17 protein-coding genes are annotated in these 17,948 nt (G+C 74.1%); 12 read left to right on the top strand and 5 right to left on the bottom strand.

Annotated elements, in window-relative coordinates; all coding sequences use genetic code 11:
• Positions 1-428: 428 nt before the first annotated feature.
• Complete coding sequence (locus ABT112_RS18625; RefSeq protein WP_351510875.1) at positions 429-1,304, bottom strand: undecaprenyl-diphosphate phosphatase; 876 nt, start codon at positions 1,302-1,304, stop codon at positions 429-431.
• A 127-nt stretch (positions 1,305-1,431) separates the two neighbouring features.
• A complete protein-coding gene (locus ABT112_RS18620) occupies positions 1,432-2,145 on the bottom strand; it encodes a TVP38/TMEM64 family protein (protein WP_351510873.1) in 714 nt (237 codons plus the stop codon).
• A gap of 563 nt (positions 2,146-2,708) precedes the next feature.
• Between ABT112_RS18620 and ABT112_RS18615 the strand changes: the two genes are divergently transcribed.
• Positions 2,709-3,965 (top strand): elongation factor Tu, encoded by a 1,257-nt coding sequence (locus ABT112_RS18615; RefSeq protein ID WP_351510871.1) that lies wholly within the window; start codon positions 2,709-2,711, stop codon positions 3,963-3,965.
• A 361-nt stretch (positions 3,966-4,326) separates the two neighbouring features.
• Positions 4,327-5,118, top strand: coding sequence for a spermidine synthase (locus tag ABT112_RS18610; RefSeq protein ID WP_351510939.1), 792 nt, complete (start codon positions 4,327-4,329; stop codon positions 5,116-5,118).
• An 80-nt stretch (positions 5,119-5,198) separates the two neighbouring features.
• Here the strand turns inward: ABT112_RS18610 and ABT112_RS18605 are convergent, their stop codons facing one another.
• On the bottom strand, positions 5,199-6,221 hold the full coding sequence (locus ABT112_RS18605; protein ID WP_351510869.1) for a DUF8017 domain-containing protein: 1,023 nt from the start codon (positions 6,219-6,221) through the stop codon (positions 5,199-5,201).
• Between the two features lie 81 nt (positions 6,222-6,302).
• Here ABT112_RS18605 and ABT112_RS18600 point away from each other — a divergent pair, with 81 nt between their 5' ends.
• The 5 genes from ABT112_RS18600 (at position 6,303) to ABT112_RS18580 (ending at position 10,303) form a co-directional block, all read left to right on the top strand.
• The gene (locus ABT112_RS18600; protein WP_351510867.1) at positions 6,303-6,755 is read left to right on the top strand and encodes a DUF4442 domain-containing protein; all 453 of its coding nucleotides are present in this window, start codon (positions 6,303-6,305) and stop codon (positions 6,753-6,755) included.
• Positions 6,756-6,845: 90 nt separating this feature from the next.
• Positions 6,846-7,502 carry a DedA family protein gene (locus ABT112_RS18595; RefSeq protein WP_351510865.1) on the top strand — a complete coding sequence of 219 codons (657 nt, stop codon included), beginning with the start codon at positions 6,846-6,848 and terminating at the stop codon, positions 7,500-7,502.
• A gap of 89 nt (positions 7,503-7,591) precedes the next feature.
• Positions 7,592-8,131 carry a gamma carbonic anhydrase family protein gene (locus ABT112_RS18590; RefSeq protein ID WP_351510863.1) on the top strand — a complete coding sequence of 180 codons (540 nt, stop codon included), beginning with the start codon at positions 7,592-7,594 and terminating at the stop codon, positions 8,129-8,131.
• A 428-nt stretch (positions 8,132-8,559) separates the two neighbouring features.
• Positions 8,560-9,453: a hypothetical protein gene (locus ABT112_RS18585; protein WP_351510861.1), complete on the top strand. Its 894-nt coding sequence runs from the start codon at positions 8,560-8,562 to the stop codon at positions 9,451-9,453.
• A 106-nt stretch (positions 9,454-9,559) separates the two neighbouring features.
• Positions 9,560-10,303, top strand: a complete 744-nt coding sequence (locus ABT112_RS18580; RefSeq protein WP_351510859.1) for an acyltransferase — start codon at positions 9,560-9,562, stop codon at positions 10,301-10,303.
• A gap of 38 nt (positions 10,304-10,341) precedes the next feature.
• Here the strand turns inward: ABT112_RS18580 and ABT112_RS18575 are convergent, their stop codons facing one another.
• Positions 10,342-11,208: an EamA family transporter gene (locus ABT112_RS18575; protein WP_351510857.1), complete on the bottom strand. Its 867-nt coding sequence runs from the start codon at positions 11,206-11,208 to the stop codon at positions 10,342-10,344.
• Between the two features lie 92 nt (positions 11,209-11,300).
• On the opposite strand from ABT112_RS18575, the gene ABT112_RS18570 reads away from it, so the two are divergent.
• Together ABT112_RS18570 and ABT112_RS18565 are read left to right on the top strand one after the other, a co-directional pair.
• Entirely contained in the window at positions 11,301-11,873 is a 573-nt protein-coding gene (locus ABT112_RS18570) for a helix-turn-helix domain-containing protein (protein ID WP_351510855.1), read from the top strand.
• A 53-nt stretch (positions 11,874-11,926) separates the two neighbouring features.
• Positions 11,927-12,481, top strand: a complete 555-nt coding sequence (locus ABT112_RS18565) for a YbaK/EbsC family protein (RefSeq protein ID WP_351510853.1) — start codon at positions 11,927-11,929, stop codon at positions 12,479-12,481.
• Positions 12,482-12,520: 39 nt separating this feature from the next.
• Here ABT112_RS18565 and ABT112_RS18560 read toward each other — a convergent pair whose 3' ends face one another.
• On the bottom strand, positions 12,521-12,928 hold the full coding sequence (locus ABT112_RS18560) for a CoA-binding protein (protein WP_351510851.1): 408 nt from the start codon (positions 12,926-12,928) through the stop codon (positions 12,521-12,523).
• Positions 12,929-12,988: 60 nt separating this feature from the next.
• Between ABT112_RS18560 and ABT112_RS18555 the strand changes: the two genes are divergently transcribed.
• The 3 genes from ABT112_RS18555 to ABT112_RS18545 all read left to right on the top strand — a co-directional run bounded on the left by ABT112_RS18555 (position 12,989) and on the right by ABT112_RS18545 (position 17,936).
• Positions 12,989-13,615 carry a YigZ family protein gene (locus ABT112_RS18555; RefSeq protein WP_351510849.1) on the top strand — a complete coding sequence of 209 codons (627 nt, stop codon included), beginning with the start codon at positions 12,989-12,991 and terminating at the stop codon, positions 13,613-13,615.
• Positions 13,616-13,677: 62 nt separating this feature from the next.
• Complete coding sequence (locus ABT112_RS18550; RefSeq protein ID WP_351510847.1) at positions 13,678-14,856, top strand: exonuclease SbcCD subunit D; 1,179 nt, start codon at positions 13,678-13,680, stop codon at positions 14,854-14,856.
• Positions 14,853-17,936 carry an AAA family ATPase gene (locus ABT112_RS18545; RefSeq protein ID WP_351510845.1) on the top strand — a complete coding sequence of 1,028 codons (3,084 nt, stop codon included), beginning with the start codon at positions 14,853-14,855 and terminating at the stop codon, positions 17,934-17,936. Before ABT112_RS18550 ends, ABT112_RS18545 begins: the two co-directional genes overlap by 4 nt.
• Positions 17,937-17,948 lie beyond the last annotated feature (12 nt).

Below are 17,948 nucleotides of genomic sequence, written 5' to 3'. Positions count from 1 at the left end.
GTACAGGCTGCGAGGAGGTGTACCGAGGCGAGGGAGGCGGAGATGCGCTTCGCGCGGCGGACGAAGCTCGTGGTCTGGGGTGCGGCGCCGGGCGAGGTCGCGGCCTGCTCGGTCCAGGGGGTGCACCCGCCGGTTCGTCGCCCCCGCCGTCCGGGTCCGGGCCCACTGCCCGGGCCGGCGCCGGGCGTGCCGCCTTCACCGTCGTGGCCACCGGTGACGTGATCCCGTAGGACACCGGGCCGCCGTTCCGCGTGGTCCGGGCCACCGAGTGGCGGTTCCCGAGGTACGGGACCGGGTGCGCGAGGCCGTCCTGAGCCGGGGATCGGCGCAGGACGGCCTGACGGAGGGGAGTGACCGGGCCGGGAGGCGGGCCGTAGGGTCCCGCCGAACCGGGCGGGACCGCCCCGGCGTGCCTCAGGGGCCCTGGATCAGCCCGCGGACTCGGCGGCGTGCGGGCTCAGCACACCCGCGGCGATGAGCACGAACAGCACGATGCCCAGCAGGACCCGGTAGATCACGAACGGCATGAAGCTCTTGGTGGTGATGAACTTCATGAACCACGCGATGACGGCGTATCCCACCACAAAGGCGATAACGGTCGCGAAGACAGTGGGTCCCCAGGAGATGTGCCCGCTGGAGCCCGCGTCCTTGAGTTCGAACACCCCGGAGGCCAGCACCGCCGGGATGGCCAGCAGGAACGAGTACCGCGCGGCCGCCTCGCGGGTGTAGCCCATGAGCAGACCGCCGCTGATCGTCGCACCCGACCGGGAGACACCCGGGACGAGCGCCATGGCCTGGCAGATGCCGAAGATCAGGCCGTCCCGGACGCCCAGCTCGGAGAGCGTCTTGCGCTCCCGGATCGAACGGTGCTTGCCGCCGGTCTCGTCCCGGGCGGCCAGCCGGTCGGCCACACCGAGCACGATGCCCATCACGATCAGGGTGGTGGCGGTCAGCCGCAGATCCCGGAACGGGCCCTCGATCTGGTCCTTGAGCGTGACACCGAGCACCCCGATCGGGATCGAGCCGACGATCACCAGCCAGCCCATCTGGGCGTCGTGGTCGCCGCGCAGCTCCTTGTTCACCAGCGACCGGGACCAGGCGGTGATGATCCGGGCGATGTCCTTGCGGAAGTAGATCAGCACGGCGGCCTCGGTGCCGATCTGGGTGATCGCCGTGAAGGCCGCACCGGGGTCGTGCCAGTCCGCGAACGCCGCGGTCAGCCGCAGATGCGCACTGGAGGAAATCGGGAGGAACTCGGTGAGTCCCTGGACGAGCCCGAGGATGAATGATTCGAACCAGGTCATGACGGGGTCAGCTCGTCCTTGTGATCGTCGGGGGAGTTCGCGTCAGATGCTATGGCCTATCGGGTGCACGGGTTGCGCTCGGGGTCGCTCTCGGCCACTCGGGGCCGTTTCCCCGGCGCCCGCGCGGTCATGAACCGGCAGGCCGCCGGCGCCTGCGCCAGGCGACGACCAGCCCGGCGACGCCCGTCACCGCGATGAAGCCCATCGCGATGAGGAAGGGCGGCGAAGTCGGCGTCGAGGCCCGGCTTCCGGCGATGACGTACGCCGCGGTGTTCGGCACACACCCCAGTCCGGTGCCCAGCAGGAAGGGCAGCCAGCCCATCCGGGACACCGCCGCAAGGTAGTTGGCCGCGGCGAACGGCACCCCCGGGAACAGCCGCACCGCGAGCGTCGACCGGAAGCCGTGCCGGGAGAGCTGCCGGTCGGCCGCCGTCAGCCACCGCCCGCGCACCAACGGGCGCAAGCCGTCCCGGCCGAGGGCGCGCCCCAGGCCGAACGCGATGCCCGCGCCCAGCACCGTGCCCGACACCGCCGCGACCAGACCGAACGGGGCGCCGAAGAGCGCACCCGCGCCCAGATTCAGCAGCGGGCGCGGCACCAGCGCGGCCGTGCACACCCCGTATGCCACGGCGAACAGCACCACGGCCGCACCACCGGAGAGCCGCGGGTGCCAGCCGTCGACGAGCAGCCGCTGCGGCTCCAGCAGTGCCACGGCCGTCGCGGCACCGACGAGCAGCACGACGAGGAACGCCAGCCGGGACCGGGGAGCCAGCAGGACCCGGACGCAGCGCCCGGCGAGCCCCGGTACCCGGGGCGTCGGCTGTGCGGCGGAGGCGGACATCCGGGGAGAGTAACCGAGCGGGGCACGTGATCGCCGCACTTCGCGGGCGACTGCGACGCATCGCACGGAAGCCGCACCGTACGGAAGCCGCACCGTACGGAAGCCGCACCGTACGGAAGGCGTCCGCAGGTGTCCCGTCCCGCGGCGGTCATGTGGCGGACACCCGCAGGGCAGCCCCCGGGCAGCGGCAGCGAACGACGTCCCGGAGGCGTACGGTGAACAGCTGTTCCCTGATTAATCGTTGGACGAACCATCGTGTCACCCCTCACGATGAGTACATGCTCCGGTACGCCTTCCTCGCACTCGGGTCCGCAGGTGCGGACGCGACGGAGGCTGCCCTCGTTTCCTCGGTACCGGCCGCAGCCGGCAGCGCCGCGCCCGCGACGCCCGGCGGCACGCCGGTCACGCCCGCCGTCGCGGTGACAACGCCCGTCGACGGCGCCCGAATCTGACTCTTCCCGGATCATCCGGCGGACCCCGCAGGGGGAGAGTCGGCCGGCCCCCGGGGTCCCCGTCCGTTCCGCCGTGGTGCGACACCCGGCGGTCTCCCGAGGAAGAAAACCATGTCCGAGCAGGCATTCGTGCGCACCAAGCCGCACCTCACCATCGGCACCATGGGCCACGCCGGCCACGGCAAGACCACGCTGACCGCCGCCATCACCCGGGTACTGAGCACCCAAGCACGGGGCACGCAAGCCCGTGGCACCCAAGCCCGGAGCACGCAAGCACGGCGCACGAGCCCATCAGGAACCCCCGAACCACTCGGCCGGGGCGACCGGATCGACCGCGCGCCCGATGCCGCGGCGCACCGCGCCACCAGCGGCATCGCGCCCGTCGAGTACGAGACCGACACCCGGCACTACGCCCATGTGGACCCGCGCGGTCACGCCGACTTCGTGAAGAGTATGGCGACCGGCGCGGCGCGGCTCGACGGAGCCGTCCTCGTGGTGTCCGCACCGGACGGCGTCATGCCGCAGACCGCCGATCATGTTCTGCTGGCCCGTCAGGTCGGTGTCGAGCACATCGTCGTCGCCCTCACCAAGTCCGACGCGGGCGACGCCGACCTGACCGAGCTGGTCGAACTCCAGGTGCGGGACCTGCTGTCCAGGCACGGCTACGCGGGGGACACCCTGCCGGTGGTACGGGTCTCGGGGCTGCGCGCCCTGGCCGGTGACCCCCGCTGGGTCGGTGCCGTGGAGGCGTTGCTCGACGCCGTCGACACCTATGTGCCGCTGCCGGAGCGCCGGGCCGACGCACCGTTGCTGCTGCCGGTGGAGCAGGTCCGCACCCTCGCCGGAAGCGGAACCGTCGTCACCGGGGCCGTGGAACGCGGAACGCTACGGGTCGGCGACCCGGTGGAGGTGCCCGGTACGGGCGTACGGACCCTGGTCACCGGACTGGAGATCTCCGGCGTACCGATCGAGTCCGCGGAGCCGGGCGCGAGCGTCGCCGTGCTGCTGCGGGGGGTGCCGTTCGAGGCCGTGCGGCGCGGACATGTCCTGGCGGAGCCCGGCAGCGTGACGCCACGGCGCCGCTTCACGGCGCGGATGTATCTGCTGTCGGCGGCCGAGGGCGGACGCGCCACCCCGGTGGTCACCGGCCGCCGGCCGCGGTTCCGCTTCCGCACCGCGGAGGTGGCGGGCGGTATCGACATGGGTGCCACCGCGGTCGCCCGGCCGGGCGAGACCGTCACGGTGACCGTCGAGCTCGACCAGGAGGTTCCGCTCGAAGCGGGGCTCCGGTTCACCGTCCGGGAAGACGGCCGCACGCTGGGAGCCGGAACCGTCGTCGAGGATTCCGGCCGGTCCCTCGCCGACTGACCGCCCGGAAAGAGCCACCGGAAAGGGCTACCGGGAAGGGGCGGTTGGGGTCCGCGCGCTCCGACTCCGTGGCCGAGCCGGGCAGATGCGGCCTCGGCGACTCCGGATGCGGCCTCGGCGAAAGGTGCCCGTCTCGGCGAACGGCGCCCGCCACCGGCGCGCCGGCCACGGAACCCCGGGGGCGAGGCCGACCACTCCGGCGGCCCCCGCCTGCCGGTGCCGCGGAGGGAGACGTACGCCCCGGGCAACGTACGCCCGGGCACCCCCTGGCCTCCGGCCCCTCGCGCCCCGCGACAATGGAGGCGTGGAGAACGAGCCGATTCCCGTGACCCGGGCCGTGGACTTCGGGACCGCCAAGCTGATGCCCGATGTGGACCGGCCGCGGGCCTGGCTGCTCACCGTGGACGGCGCTCCGCAGTCCTATGTGGACCTCGACGATCCGACCGACCTGGAATTCGAGTACCTGCGGCGGCTCGCCCATGTCGTGGACGTCGCGGCCGACCCGGGCGCAGCGGTCGACATCCTGCACCTCGGCGGCGGCGCGCTGACCCTGCCGCGCTATGCCGCCGTCACCCGGCCGGCGTCCCGGCAGACGGTGATCGAGGCCGACTCCGGCCTCATCGCGCTGGTGGAGGACTGTCTGCCACTGCCGCCCGGAGCGGACATCCGCGTGCACGCCGCGGACGCGCGCCACTGGCTGGAGCGAACGGAGCCCGCGTCGGTGGACCTCCTGATCGCGGACGTCTTCACCGGTTCCCGGGTGCCCGCCCAGCTCACCTCCGTGGAGTACGCGCGCGCCGCCGCCCGGGCCCTGCGCCCCGGCGGCGTCTACGCGGCGAACCTCGCGGACACCGCCCCCTTCCCGTTCCTCCGCTCACAGCTGGCCGCCGCGTCCGAGGTGTTCCGGCATGTGTGCCTCATCGCCGAGCCCTCCGTGCTGCGCGGCCGTCGCTTCGGCAACACGGTGCTCGTGGCGTCCGCCGCCGAACTGCCGGTCGCCGCGCTGGCCCGCCGGACCGCGGCCGACACCTTCCCGGCGCGGGTGGAGCACGGGGCGTCCCTCGGCCGGCTGGCGGCAGGTGCGCGGCCCGTCCACGACGGTGAGGCCGAGGACTCGCCGGAGCCGCCGGACGGGACCTTCAGCGTCGGCTGACCCGGCTCACCGGATCCGCAGGACCGGTGAGCCGGGTCGAGGCCGGGCGCGAGGCGGAGGAGCCAGGTAGGGGAGCGGGTTCAGGAGGACGTCGGCCGCAGGGTGCTCATGATCTTCCTGATGGTGGCGTCCGGGATCTCGTCCTCGACCCCCTTGGCCGTGTACAGCACCCAGGTCGCCAGGTCGCCGGTCTCCGCGCGGTAGGTGACGGCGAACGCCTTGCCGTCGGTGGCGCACTTGCCGGTCTTCTTCACCCCCGTCACCGTCGCGGACGACATGGAGCCGCTGATGCCGTGGTCGCTCTTGAACGGCTTCGCCCGGGTGCCCCGGAAGGTGCCCGTCCTCTTCTGGTCATAGGCGGCGAAGACCCAGCTGAGGGCTTCGTTCTGAGCCGCCTCCGCGGTGCTCTTCGCCCCCTGCGCGCCCTTGGAGCCGGCGGCCCCCAGCGACGTGGTGTCCTCCCGGCCGCTCTCCGTCTTCGAGGTGCACCAGTCCTTCTGGGCGTACGCGGGGGACGTCATCGTCACCAGCGACTTCGGGAAGTCGGAGGTGTCCTTCTGGTCGGTGAACCCGATGGCGGTGCCCGGCCGCTCGACGGACCAGTCCGGCGGGACGTCGAACGCGTTGTGCCGCTTGCCGTTGACCACGGTCTTCCAGCCGGGGACGACGGGCTTCACCTCGGTGTCGGCCCGCGGATTGTCGAGCTCGCCCCCGCCGGAGTCGCCCGCCCCGGACGACGAGGGCGCGGCCGAGGCGGACTGCTTGCCGCCGCCCTGCCCGGCCTGGGGGCTCTCGTCCTCGCCGCCCAGGACGATCACGCCGGTGACGGCGGCCGCGACCACCACGGCGGCGGCCGTCACGACGGCGATCGTGGCCTTGCTGCGGTTGTTCCGCGGCGGCTGCGGGCCGCCGGGCACCGCCGTGTTCCACTGCGGCGCCGGCTGCTGATACGGGTTCGGCTGCTGGTAGCCCGGCTGTTGATAGCCCTGCTGCTGGTAGGGAGGGGGCGGTTGATGCCCCGGCTGTTGGTACCCCGGCTGCTGGTACGGATTCGCGTTCTGCGGGTTCTGCTCGCCCCCGGGCGGCTGTTGTCCTGGCCACATGGCCGCTAACGATAGAGGTGTCCCGTGGAAGGCGGGGCTCCGCCCTGTCGCCGGTGGCTACTCGTTGGTAACATCCCCGCCATGTCCGAGACCCTGCCGTCGATCGGCGAAATGCTCACGGCCACCGTTCCGATGGCCCGCACCCTGAACCTCGAATTCCTCGAGACCACCGCGGAGCGCGCGGTGCTCCGGCTGCCCGACCAGCCCGACTACCACAATCACGTCGGTGGGCCGCACGCCGGCGCGATGTTCACGCTCGCCGAGTCGGCCAGCGGTGCCATCGTGATCGCCGCCTTCGGCGACCAGCTCTCCCGGGCCGTCCCCCTCGCCGTACGCGCCGAGATCGGCTACAAGAAGCTGGCCATGGGGCCGGTCACGGCCACCGCCCGGCTCGGCCGCCCGATCGCCGACGTCGTCGCCGAGCTCGACGCCGGAGGGCGCCCGGAGTTCCCGGTCGAGGTCTCGATCACCCGTGAGGACGGCGCCGTCACCGGCGAGATGTCCATTCTCTGGACGCTGCGCCCGAACAGCTGACCGCCCTCTTTGCCCGGGATCCAGTAGGCTGCCCGGCGTGCGCCCCATGGCGCGCCGGGCAGTAGGACAGATCACGGGAGGAACCGGCAATTGCACGTCCAGGAGTGGCTCGAGACGGTGCCGGCGCTCAGTGTCTACATCCTGGTGGGGGTGGTCATCGGGCTGGAGAGCCTGGGCATCCCCCTGCCGGGTGAGATCGTTCTCATCAGTTCGGCCCTGCTCGCCTCGCAGCACGGCGAGATCGACCCTGTGATCCTCGGCACCTGTGCCACCGCGGGCGCGATCATCGGTGACTCCATCGGTTACCTGATCGGGCGCAGGGGCGGCAAGCCGCTGCTGACCTGGCTCGGTGGGAAGTTCCCCAAGCACTTCGGGCCACAGCACATCGCGGCCGCCGAGCGCTCCTTCGAGAAGTGGGGCATGTGGGCCGTCTTCTTCGGCCGCTTCGTCGCCCTGCTGCGGATCTTCGCCGGGCCCCTCGCCGGTGTGCTGCACATGCCGTACTGGAAGTTCCTCATCGCCAATGTGCTCGGCGGCATCGTCTGGGCGGGCGGTACCACCGCGGTGATCTACTCCGTCGGCATCGTGGCCGAGGAGTGGCTGAAGCGGTTCTCCTACTTCGGCCTGCTCATCGCCGTCGCCATCGGCCTGGCCTCGTTCCTGGTGGTCCGGAACCGGACCCGGAAGGCCGCCGCGGCGCTGGAGCAGAACGAGCCGGCCCCCGAGACCGTCCCGGCCGCCGACTGAGCGGCGGATCCCTTGCCTCCGCCGTCCCCGCGGCGGCAAGATCGTCGCCGACGGCCCCGGCGGCGGGGCGGAGCGGCGAGGAGACAGCGATGACGGAGCGGGCACTGATCGCGGGCGTGGGCGGCCGGGAGCCGAAGATCGACCCGGACGCGTTCACCGCACCCACGGCGGTGGTGCTCGGCGACGTCACCCTGGCCCCTGGATCGAGCGTCTGGTACCACGCCGTCCTCCGCGCCGACGCGGGCCCCATAGTCATCGGCCGCGGCAGCAATATCCAGGACAACTGCACCCTCCATGTCGACGTCGGCTTCCCGCTCACCGTCGGGGAGCGCGTCTCGGTGGGCCACAACGCCGTGCTGCACGGCTGCACCGTCGAGGACGACGTCCTGGTCGGCATGGGCGCCACCGTCCTCAACGGCGCGCACATCGGGGCGGGCTCCCTCGTCGCGGCCCAGGCGCTGGTGCCCCAGGGCATGCGGGTTCCGCCCGGTTCGCTGGTCGCGGGCGTCCCCGCGCGGGTCCGGCGGGAGCTCACCGCGGAGGAGCGCGAGCTCGTCACCGTGAACGCCGTGATGTACGGCGAGCTGGCGCAGCAGCACCGGGAGGCGGTCGGCGGGGCCTCGGACTGAGGCGTCGCGGGCGGCCCCTGCTGCCGGTTGGACCGCGCGGGCCGGCGCCGACGGCGGCTACGGTGCTCCGCGAGGACGTGCGGGTCGGTCACCGGGCTCGGTCACCCGGCTCGGTCACCAGGCGGGCGCGGGCGGCCACTTCGATACGGAGCCGGTCCTGCGGCGGGGTGCGGGAAGCCGTGTCCCGTCCCGGAACTCCTCCCGCCTTCGGTCCGCCCCGCGTCCCACGACGGCGCGGACCGGTGCGCCAACCGGCGCCTCGGAGCGATGAGTTCCGGTGCCGTCGAGCGGTGGGCCGGGCACGTGCGGGGCCTGTGCCGGGACGCAGGAAGGGCAACTGCCCGCGCGGCACCCGCGGATGGCGCCGATGTCCGCGGCACTCGATACGCTGCGGGTCCCAACGCAGCAGAGAATCGAGGAACAGCCGCATGGCCATGCGCAAGGCGACGATGAAGGAACAGGTCTCGGCGGCCATATCCCAGGCCGCGCCCGGTGACCGGGCCCTGGTGACCGTCGCGTCGCTCACCGGGCCCACGCCCTGGCTCACTGGAGCACTGGGCCTGATCGGACAACTGCTGGTGAAGTACTACTTCATCACCCTGACCGACCAGGCGGTGGTGTTCCACCGGATGCACCGGTTCAGCCAGCGGCCCAAGGAGGTCGCGTACGCCATCCCGCGGGCCGAGGCCCCGATGCTCATCAGCGAGGTGGCGCTCAATCCGCTGTGGAGCTGCTTCCATCTGATGCTGCCCGGCGAGCCGAAGCCGACCCGGCTGAACGTCCACCGCCTGTGGCGCGCCGAGTTGGAGCAGTTCCTCTCCGCCGTCGGCGGCCCGCAGGGCGCTCCGCAGCAGGGCGGCTACCCGCAGCAGGCCATGCCGCAGCAGGCCATGCCGCCCCAGGGCTACCCGCAGCAGGGCATGCCGCCCCAGGGTGCCCCGCAGTACGGCTACCCGCAGAGCCCCCAGCAGTCCGGTCAGCCGGTCCCGCAGCAGCCCGGTCCGTACGGTCAGCCCGCACCGGCCCCGCCCGCGCCCGCCCCCTACGGGCAGCAGGGCCCCCCGGTTCCGCAGGAGCCCTGGGGCGTGCCCGAGGAGTACCGGACCCACACGCCGCCGCAGCAGCAGCCCGCCCCCCATGGGCAGCAGGGCCCCCCGGTTCCGCCGGACCCCTGGGGCGTTCCCGAGGAGTACCGGACCCACCCGCAGCAGCAGCAGCCCGGCCCCTACGGTGCGCCGGGCGCCCAGCCCGGCCCCTACGGTGCCCCGCAGCAGCCTGGTCCGTACGGTGCCCCGCAGCAGGGCAACCCGTACGGCGGCTGACCCCGTGTCGCCCCGGCGGGCGGGCGGTCCGCCCGCCCGCCGGGTGGGGTGAAGATCACAGCCCGCGGCGTGCGGTGGCCGGTGAACTGCTGAGTACCGTGTGCGGGTGCCGAAAAACCGGAACACGTTCTCATCGCTCGGAGCCTGGCGGCGCCGGGCCGTCACCCGCGCGGTGCACCGCGGCTGGCGCTGGATGCAGGACGCCGGAGCCGTCACCGCCGAGCGTCCGGGCCGGCACCGGTTCGGCCGGATAGGCCCGGGGACCCGGCTGGCGTTCCCCCAGGGCACCGTCTTCGGGGAGCCGTGGATCCACCTCGGCGACCACTGCATCATCGGTGAACAGGTCACGCTCACGGCCGGGATGATGCCCGGCCTCGACCTGGGGCCGGAGCCGGTGCTGCGGCTGGGCGACGGCGTCGTCCTCGGCCGCGGCAGCCATGTCGTCGCCTCTCAGCCGGTGGTCTTCGGCAACGACGTCTTCTGCGGCCCGTACGTCTACGTCACCAGCGACAACCACTCCTACGACGACCCCGCCCAGCCGATCGGCCGGCAGTGGCCGCGCACCGCGCCCGTCGAGATCGGGCCGGGCAGCTGGCTGGGCGCCGGAGCGGTGATACTCCCCGGAGCGCGCCTGGGCCGCAACGTGGTGGTCGCGGCCGGAGCGGTGGTGCGGGGCGAGGTGCCCGACCACGCGGTGGTCGCCGGCGCGCCCGCCCGGGTCGTGCGCCGCTGGGATCCCGAGACCGGGTGGCAGCCCCCGCTGCGCACCCCGCCGCCGGTGCCGATCCCGGAGGACGTCACGCCGGAACAGCTGCGGGCCCTGGCGGAACTGGAGCCGGACGGACCGTGAGCCCAGGGCTCACGGTCCGTCCGGCTGAACGGCGGGCCTCAGCCCGCCGCCAGCAGCACCGTGCCGAACAGGGCCAGTCCCGCGCCAGCCGCCTGCACCGCCCGCAGCCGTTCGTCGAGGAAGCCGCGCGCCGCCAGCGCGGTGATCACCGGGTAGAGCGAGGCCAGGACGGCCGCGACCGTCACCGGACCCTGCTGCGCGGCGAGTGCGTAGCTGCCGTTGGCCGCCACATCGGCCAGACCCACGAACGCCAGGGCCGGCAGTGACGCCCGGATGACCCCCATGCCGCCCTCCTCGGGCAGCGCGGGCGCGCCGCGCCGCACCGAGGCGGCAAGGGCCGCACCGCCGACCACGACATTGGTCACCCGCTGGACGAACAGCGCGAGGAACAGCCCGGTGAGCGTGGTGGACGACTCGGCGATGAGGGCCATGACGGCGCCGAAGCCGAAGGCCGCCACCAGCGTCAGCAGGATCGCCTGCCGCTGCACCGGCGCGCCGCGCAGCTGCGGGCCGCCCGCCAGCACCACGCCCGCGACGGCCACCAGGATCCCGGCGATCTGCAGCAGGCCGGGACGTTCGCCGATCATCAGGCCGACGCCCACCGGCACGGCCACGCCGATCGAGCCCAGGGGCGAGACGACACCCATCGGGCCGAGCGCGAGCGCCCGGTAGAAGCAGAGCATCGCCACCGGGCCGACGACACCCGCCGCGACCGCGAACCACAGCTGGGGGCCGGCCTCGCTCCAGCCGCCGGTGGCGATCACGATAGCGCCGAGCACGACGGCGGCGATCGTCTGCGAGACGACGACCACGGTGAGGGCCGGGATGCGTCGCGTCAGCAGGCCGCCCCCGAAGTCGGCCAGCCCCCACAGGAGACTGGTGGCCAGAGCGAAGACGGCCGTCATACGAACCTCGCAGTACAGTGTGGTGAACGCTGGAGTCCAGCACAGCATAGTTGAAGAAACTAAACTGCTGCATCAAAAATATTGGACGGTACGTGACGGACCTCGACCACCTCACCCAGTCGCTCGCCCGCAACCTCAAGCGCTGGCGGAATGAGCGGGGCTTCACCCTGGACGGGCTCGCGGCCCGGGCGGGCGTCAGCCGAGGCATGATCATCCAGATCGAACAGGCGCGGACGAACCCCAGCGTCGGCACCACGGTGAAGCTCGCCGACGCCCTCGGAGTCAGCCTCACCACCCTGCTCGACTTCGACCAGGAGCCCCGCGTCCAGGTCGTCCCCGCCGACCGCGCGGTACGGATGTGGTCCACCGAGGACGGCAGCTCCAGCACCCTCCTCGCCGGCACCCAGACCCCCGGACCGCTGGAGCTGTGGTCCTGGCACCTGGAGCCCGGCGACGGCAGCGCCTCCGACCCGCACCCGTCGGGCACCTTCGAACTCGTCCATGTCCGGTCCGGCGAGCTGACCCTCGTTGTCGAGGGCGAGGAGCACCTGCTCGGCGCCGGAACCTCGGCCAGCTTCGAGGCCGACGGCACCCACGCCTACCGCAACGACGGCACCGAGCCGGTCGAGCTGATGATGGTCGTCTCCGTGCCGCCGGTGCGCTGAGCGGCGCCGGGACGGCGGACCCCGGCCCCGCGCCCGTTTGTTGGCGTGCCCGCATGCGCGCCCCCATCGGTCACTTCGACGAGGTCCACCCTGCCGCCGAGTGCCTGGACGACCTGGTGCCGCCCGTCGCCGACGCCATCCGGGCGTGGAGCGCCGCGGTGCCCGTGGAGCAATTGCTCTACGTCGACTCCGACCCCGGGACGGCGGACACCGCCGTCTTCGCCGAGACCTACGGCCCCGGGCTCCTGGAGGCCTCCGCGAACTGCGTGGTCGTCGCCGGACGCCGGGGCGGGGAGACCACCCTGGCCGCCTGCATGGTGCCGGCGACCGCCCGGCTGGACGTCAACGGCACCGTCCGGCGCCACCTCGGCGCCCGCAAGGCGTCCTTCGCCCCGCTGGACCGGGCCGTGGCGGAGACCGGCATGGAGTACGGCGGCATCACCCCGCTCGGGCTGCCGGCGGACTGGCCGCTGCTGGTGGACGCCGCGCTCGTCCCGGCGCCCTGCCTGGTCATCGGCAGCGGCAGCCGCCGCGGGAAGCTCCTCGTCCCCGGCGCGGCGCTCGCCGCGCTCCCCGGAGCCGTCGTCCTGGACGGCCTCGGCGGCTGAGCCCCGCCCCCGCGGCCCGCCCCCGCCGCCTCGGCCGGTTCAGCCCAGCCGGGGGAGCTCGATCGCCGGACAGCGGTCCATGACCATGTCCAGACCGGCGGCCCGTGTCCGCTCCCAGGCCGGCTCGTCCACCACGCCGAGCTGGAACCAGACCGCCTTCGCGCCGATCGCCACCGCCTCGTCGGCGACCTGCCCGGCGAGATGGCTGTTGACGAACACATCGACCACGTCCACCGGGAACGGGATGTCGGCCAGCGAGGCGTACCCCCGCTCTCCGTGCACCGTCTCCGCCTTCGGGTGCACCGGCACGATCCGCTTGCCGTACCGCTGGAGCACCTCGGCCACCCCGTGCGCCGCCCGGCTCTCGTTGGTCGACAGACCGACCACCGCCCAGGTGTCACCGGTGCCGGTGAGGATCCTGCGGACCGTCTCTGCGTCTCCGTACATGTCCCGGACAACGAAGGACCTGCCGGGACCATTCCCGCAAGCCCCGCATAGGCTGGCGTGATGCAGGACCAGTACCGGACGGTCGCGCGCGAGGGCGTGCACGAGATCGAGATCAACAAGTCGCGCTTCCGCTGCGCTCTCGCACCCGCCGCGACGGAGGAGGATGCGCAGGAGTTCGTCCGGCGCATCCGCAGGGAGCACCCCACCGCCTCCCACAACTGCTTCGCGTACGTCATCGGCGCCGACGGCGGTGTGCAGAAGGCGAGCGACGACGGCGAGCCCGGCGGCACCGCCGGCGTCCCGATGCTCCAGATGCTGCTGCGCCGCGAGGTCCGCTTCGTCGTCGCCGTCGTCACCCGGTACTACGGCGGGGTGAAACTCGGCGCGGGCGGGCTCATCCGCGCCTACGGCGGCGCGGTCGGCGAAGCGCTCGACGCCCTCGGCACTCTCACCCGGCAGCGCTTCCGGCTGGCCACCGTCACCGTCGACCACCAGCGGGCCGGGAAGCTGGAGAACGACCTGCGGGCGACCGGCCGCGAGGTCCGGGACGTGCGCTACGCGGCCGAGGTGACCCTGGAAATCGGGCTCCCCGAGGCGGACCTCGACGCCTTCCGTGCCTGGATCGCCGACACCACCGCGGGCACCGCCCGGGTCGAACTCGGCGGCGAAGCCTACGGAACCGTCTGACACCGGACCGAACCGCCCGTCTCCGCCCGGGGTGTCCTACCCCACCGTTACAGTCGAGGATCATGCGACTCCTGCACACGTCCGACTGGCATCTCGGCCGGTCCTTCCACCGGGTGAGCCTGCTGCCCGCCCAAGCGGCGTTCCTCGACCACCTCGTGGAGACGGTGCGGGAGCAGCGGGTCGACGCCGTCCTCGTCGCGGGCGACGTGTACGACCGGGCCGTGCCCCCGCTCGCCGCCGTCGAACTCTTCGACACCGCGCTCCACCGGCTCGCCGACGCCGGGGTGCCCACGGTCATGATCTCCGGCAACCACGACTCCGCCCGCCGGCTCGGCGTCGGCTCCCGGCTGATGGACCGGGCGGGCATCCATCTGCGCACCGATCCCGCCGGCTGCGCCGACCCGGTGGTCCTCACCGACGCCCACGGCGAGGTCGCCCTGTACGGGCTGCCGTACCTCGAACCGGCCCTGGTCCGGGAGGAGTTGGACGCCGAGCGGACCAGCCACACCGCGGTCCTGGACGCCGCCATGGACCGGGTCCGCGCCGACCTCGCCGGCCGCCCCTCCGGCACCCGCTCGGTGGTGCTGGCCCACGCCTTCGTCTCCGGCGCCGCCACCTCCGACAGCGAGCGGGACATCACGGTCGGCGGCGTCGCCGCGGTGCCCGCCACGGTCTTCGACGGGGTCGACTACGCGGCCCTCGGCCATCTGCACGGCTGTCAGACCGTCAGCGAGCGCATCCGCTACTCCGGATCGCCGCTCGCCTACTCCTTCTCGGAGGTCCACCACCGCAAGAGCATGTGGCTGGTCGACCTGGGGCCGGACGGCGCGTTCGACGCCGAGCGGATCGACTGCCCGGTGCCCCGCCCGCTCGCCCGCATCCGCGGCCCGCTGGAGGACCTGCTGAAGGACCCGGAGCTCACCCGGCACGAGGACGCCTGGGTGGAGGCCACGCTCACCGACGCCGTGCGCCCGGACGACCCGATGGCCCGGCTCGCCGAGCGCTTCCCGCACGTCCTCAACCTCGCCTTCGACCCCGAACGGGACGCCGAGGACCCGCTCGCCTCCTACGCCGAGCGGCTCAAGGGCCGCACCGACCGGCAGATCGCCGAGGACTTCGTGGCCCATGTGCGCGGCGGCACCGGACCCGACTCCGGCGAGCGGGCCGTCCTGGGCGGCGCCCTCGACGACGTCCGCGCCCGCACGGCGGCCGCGGAGAGCCGGAGCGAGGGGGTCCGGTGAGGCTGCACCGCCTGCGGGTCACCGCGTTCGGTCCGTTCGGCGGCACCGCCGAGGTCGACTTCGACGACCTCTCCGCCGCCGGGCTGTTCCTGCTCCACGGCCCGACCGGGGCGGGCAAGACCTCCGTCCTCGACGCCGTCTGCTACGCCCTGTACGGCGGTGTGCCCGGCGCCCGGCAGAGCGGACAGTCCCTGCGCAGCGACCACGCCGACCCGCTCACCCCGACCGAGGTGCTGCTCGACCTCACCGTCGGCGGACGCCGCCTGGAGGTCACCCGCCGCCCCGAGCAGCCGCGTCCGAAGAAGCGCGGCAGCGGCTTCACCCGGGACAAGGCGCAGACCTGGCTGCGCGAACGCGCCGAGGGGGAGTGGCGGCCGCTCAGCCGCTCCCACCAGGAGGCCGGCGAGGAGATCGGGCAGCTCCTCGGCATGAGCAAGGAGCAGTTCTGCCAGGTGGTCCTGCTCCCGCAGGGGGACTTCGCCCGCTTCCTCCGCGCCGACGCGGAGGCCCGCGGCAAGCTGCTCGGCCGGCTCTTCGACACCCGGCGGTTCGCCGCCGTCGAGGAGCGGCTCGCCGAACTGCGCGCCGCCGCCCAGCAGCAGGTGCGCAGCGGGGACGAACGGCTGCTGGCCTTGGCGCACCGGATGCAGCAGGCGGCCCTCCGGGGCCCGGAACCGCCCTTCCCCGCCCTCGGCGGGCCCGACGGGGCGGCGCCCGCCGTTCCGGCGCAGCGCTCCGCCGCCCGCACCCGGCAGCGTGCGGAAGAGGCGCCTCCGGTGCCCGGCGAGCCCGGACTCGCCGACACGGTGCTGAGCGGCGCCGCGGTGGCCCGGGCCGGCGCCCGGGAGTGGCGCACGATCTGCGCCGCGGCGGTGCGCGCCGCCGAAGCGGCCCACGCCGCGGCCGTCGCGGAGCTGGAGACCGTACGGGAACAGCACCGCCTCCGGCAGCGGTACGACGCGGCCGTGCGCCGCCGCACAACCCATGACGCCCTGCGCGAGGAGCGGGAGCGCGCACGCACCCGGCTGGACCGGGCCCGCAGCGCCGACACCGTGCTCCCCGCCCTGCGGCTGCGCGACACGGCGGCGGCCGGGCACCGGGAGGCCGCGGCAGCCGCCGGGCGGGCCCGCGCCGCGCTGCCCGACGGCCTCCGGGAGGCGCCCCGCGGGACCCTCGCCGAGCTGGAGCGCGAGGCCCGCCAGGAGCTCGGTTCGCTGGCCGCCGCCCGCCGGACCGAGGAGCGCGGCACCGCGCTGGCCGCCGAACTCGCCGAGCTGGAGCGGCAGTCCCGCGCGGACGACGAGGTGCTGACCGAGGCGGCGCACTGGCTCGGCCGGTGGGACACCGTCCGCCGCGACCACCAGCAGCGGGTCGACCGGGCCGGGGAGGCCGCCACCCGCGCCGAACACCTCGCCGGCCGGCTCGAACCGGCCCGGCGCAGGCTGGACGCCGCCCGTCGGCGCGACACCCTCACCGGTCAGGCGCACGCCGGGGAGGAGCGGCTGCTGGAGGCCCGTGGCGCCTCCGCCGTGGCCCGGGAGACCTGGCTCGACCTCAAGGAGCGCAGGCTGCTCGGCATCGCCGCCGAACTCGCTGCCGCCCTGCGGGAAGGCGAGCCGTGCGCCGTCTGCGGCGCGCCCGACCACCCGGCCCCGGCCCGCCTGGAGGCGGATCACATCGGGCGGGCGGACGAGGAGGCGGCGCTCGCCACGTACCAGCGGGCCGACACCCGGCGCGAGGAGGCCGAGCAGCGGCTGCGTTCCGTACGGGAGGCGCTGGAGGCCGCGGACACCGAGGCGGACGGCGCCGCGACCGACCGGCTGGCCGGGGAGGTCGCCGAACACCAACAGGCCCTGTCCGCCGCCCGGAGCGAGGCCGCCGACGCGCACGCCGCCCGGGAGGCGTTCGACCGCATCGAGCGCGAACACACCGAACGCCGCGACGAACACCAGGCAGCCGAGCGCCGGGTGGCCGCGCGCACCTCGCGGCGCGAGACCCTGCTGAGCGAACAGACGGCGGTGGCCGAGGAGTTGGCCCGCGCCCGGGGAACCGCCCGGAGCGTCGCCGAACGCGTCACCGAACTGGAGCGGCGCGCCGCACTGCTGGAGACGGCGGAGGAAGCGGCCCACGCACTGGAGCGCGCGGAGTCCCGCCTCGGGGAGGCCGGGACCGGTCTGGCGGACGCCGCCGGCGCGGCCGGCTTCCCCACGGCGGAGGACGCCGCCACCGCCGTCCTCGCCCCCGAGGCCCGGCGCGCGCTGGAACACCGGCTCGCGGCCTGGGAGGCGGAGGACGCCGCCCTGACGGCCGAACTCGCCGACCCGCAGCTCGTCGCGGCCGGACAGCGGCCCCCGGCCGACCCGGCCGCGGCACAGACGGCGCTCGACGCCGCCACCCGGCGGCTCCGGGACGCCTCCGCCGCGGACGAGGCCGCCCGCACCCGCTGTGCCGAACTGGACCGGCTGGGAGCGCAGGCCACCCTGGACGCCCGCCGACTGGCCCCGCAGCGGGCCGAGTACGAGCGAGTGGCCCGGATGGCGGCCCTCACCGCGGGCACCTCCGCCCAGAACGAGCGGAAGATGCGCCTGGAGTCCTATGTCCTGGCCGCCCGGCTGGAACAGGTGGCGGCCGCCGCCAGCAGCCGGCTGCACCGGATGTCCGCCGGGCGCTACACCCTGGTGCACTCCGACGCCCGGAGCGGGGGCCGCGGCCGGTCCGGCCTCGGACTCCACGTCATCGACTCCTGGACGGGCAACGAGCGGGACACTGCCACCCTCTCCGGCGGCGAGACCTTCTTCGCCTCGCTCGCCCTCGCCCTCGGCCTGGCCGACGTGGTGAGCGAGGAGTCCGGCGGCACCCGGCTCGACACGCTCTTCATCGACGAGGGCTTCGGCAGCCTGGACGAGCAGACCCTCGACGAGGTGCTGGAGGTGCTGGACTCCCTGCGCGAGCGCGACCGCACCGTCGGCATCGTCAGCCACGTCGCGGACCTGCGGCAGCGGATCCCGGCCCGCCTGGAGGTGGTCAAGGCGCGTTCCGGCTCGGCGGTGCGCCACCGGGCGCCGGAGGGCACGGGCTGACCGCCGCCCGCC

The organism is Streptomyces sp. NPDC002055, from assembly GCF_040296705.1.
Lineage (GTDB): Bacteria > Actinomycetota > Actinomycetes > Streptomycetales > Streptomycetaceae > Streptomyces.
The sequence above is the reverse complement of the archived record's forward strand: the minus strand, read 5'-3'. Positions and strand labels throughout refer to the sequence as shown.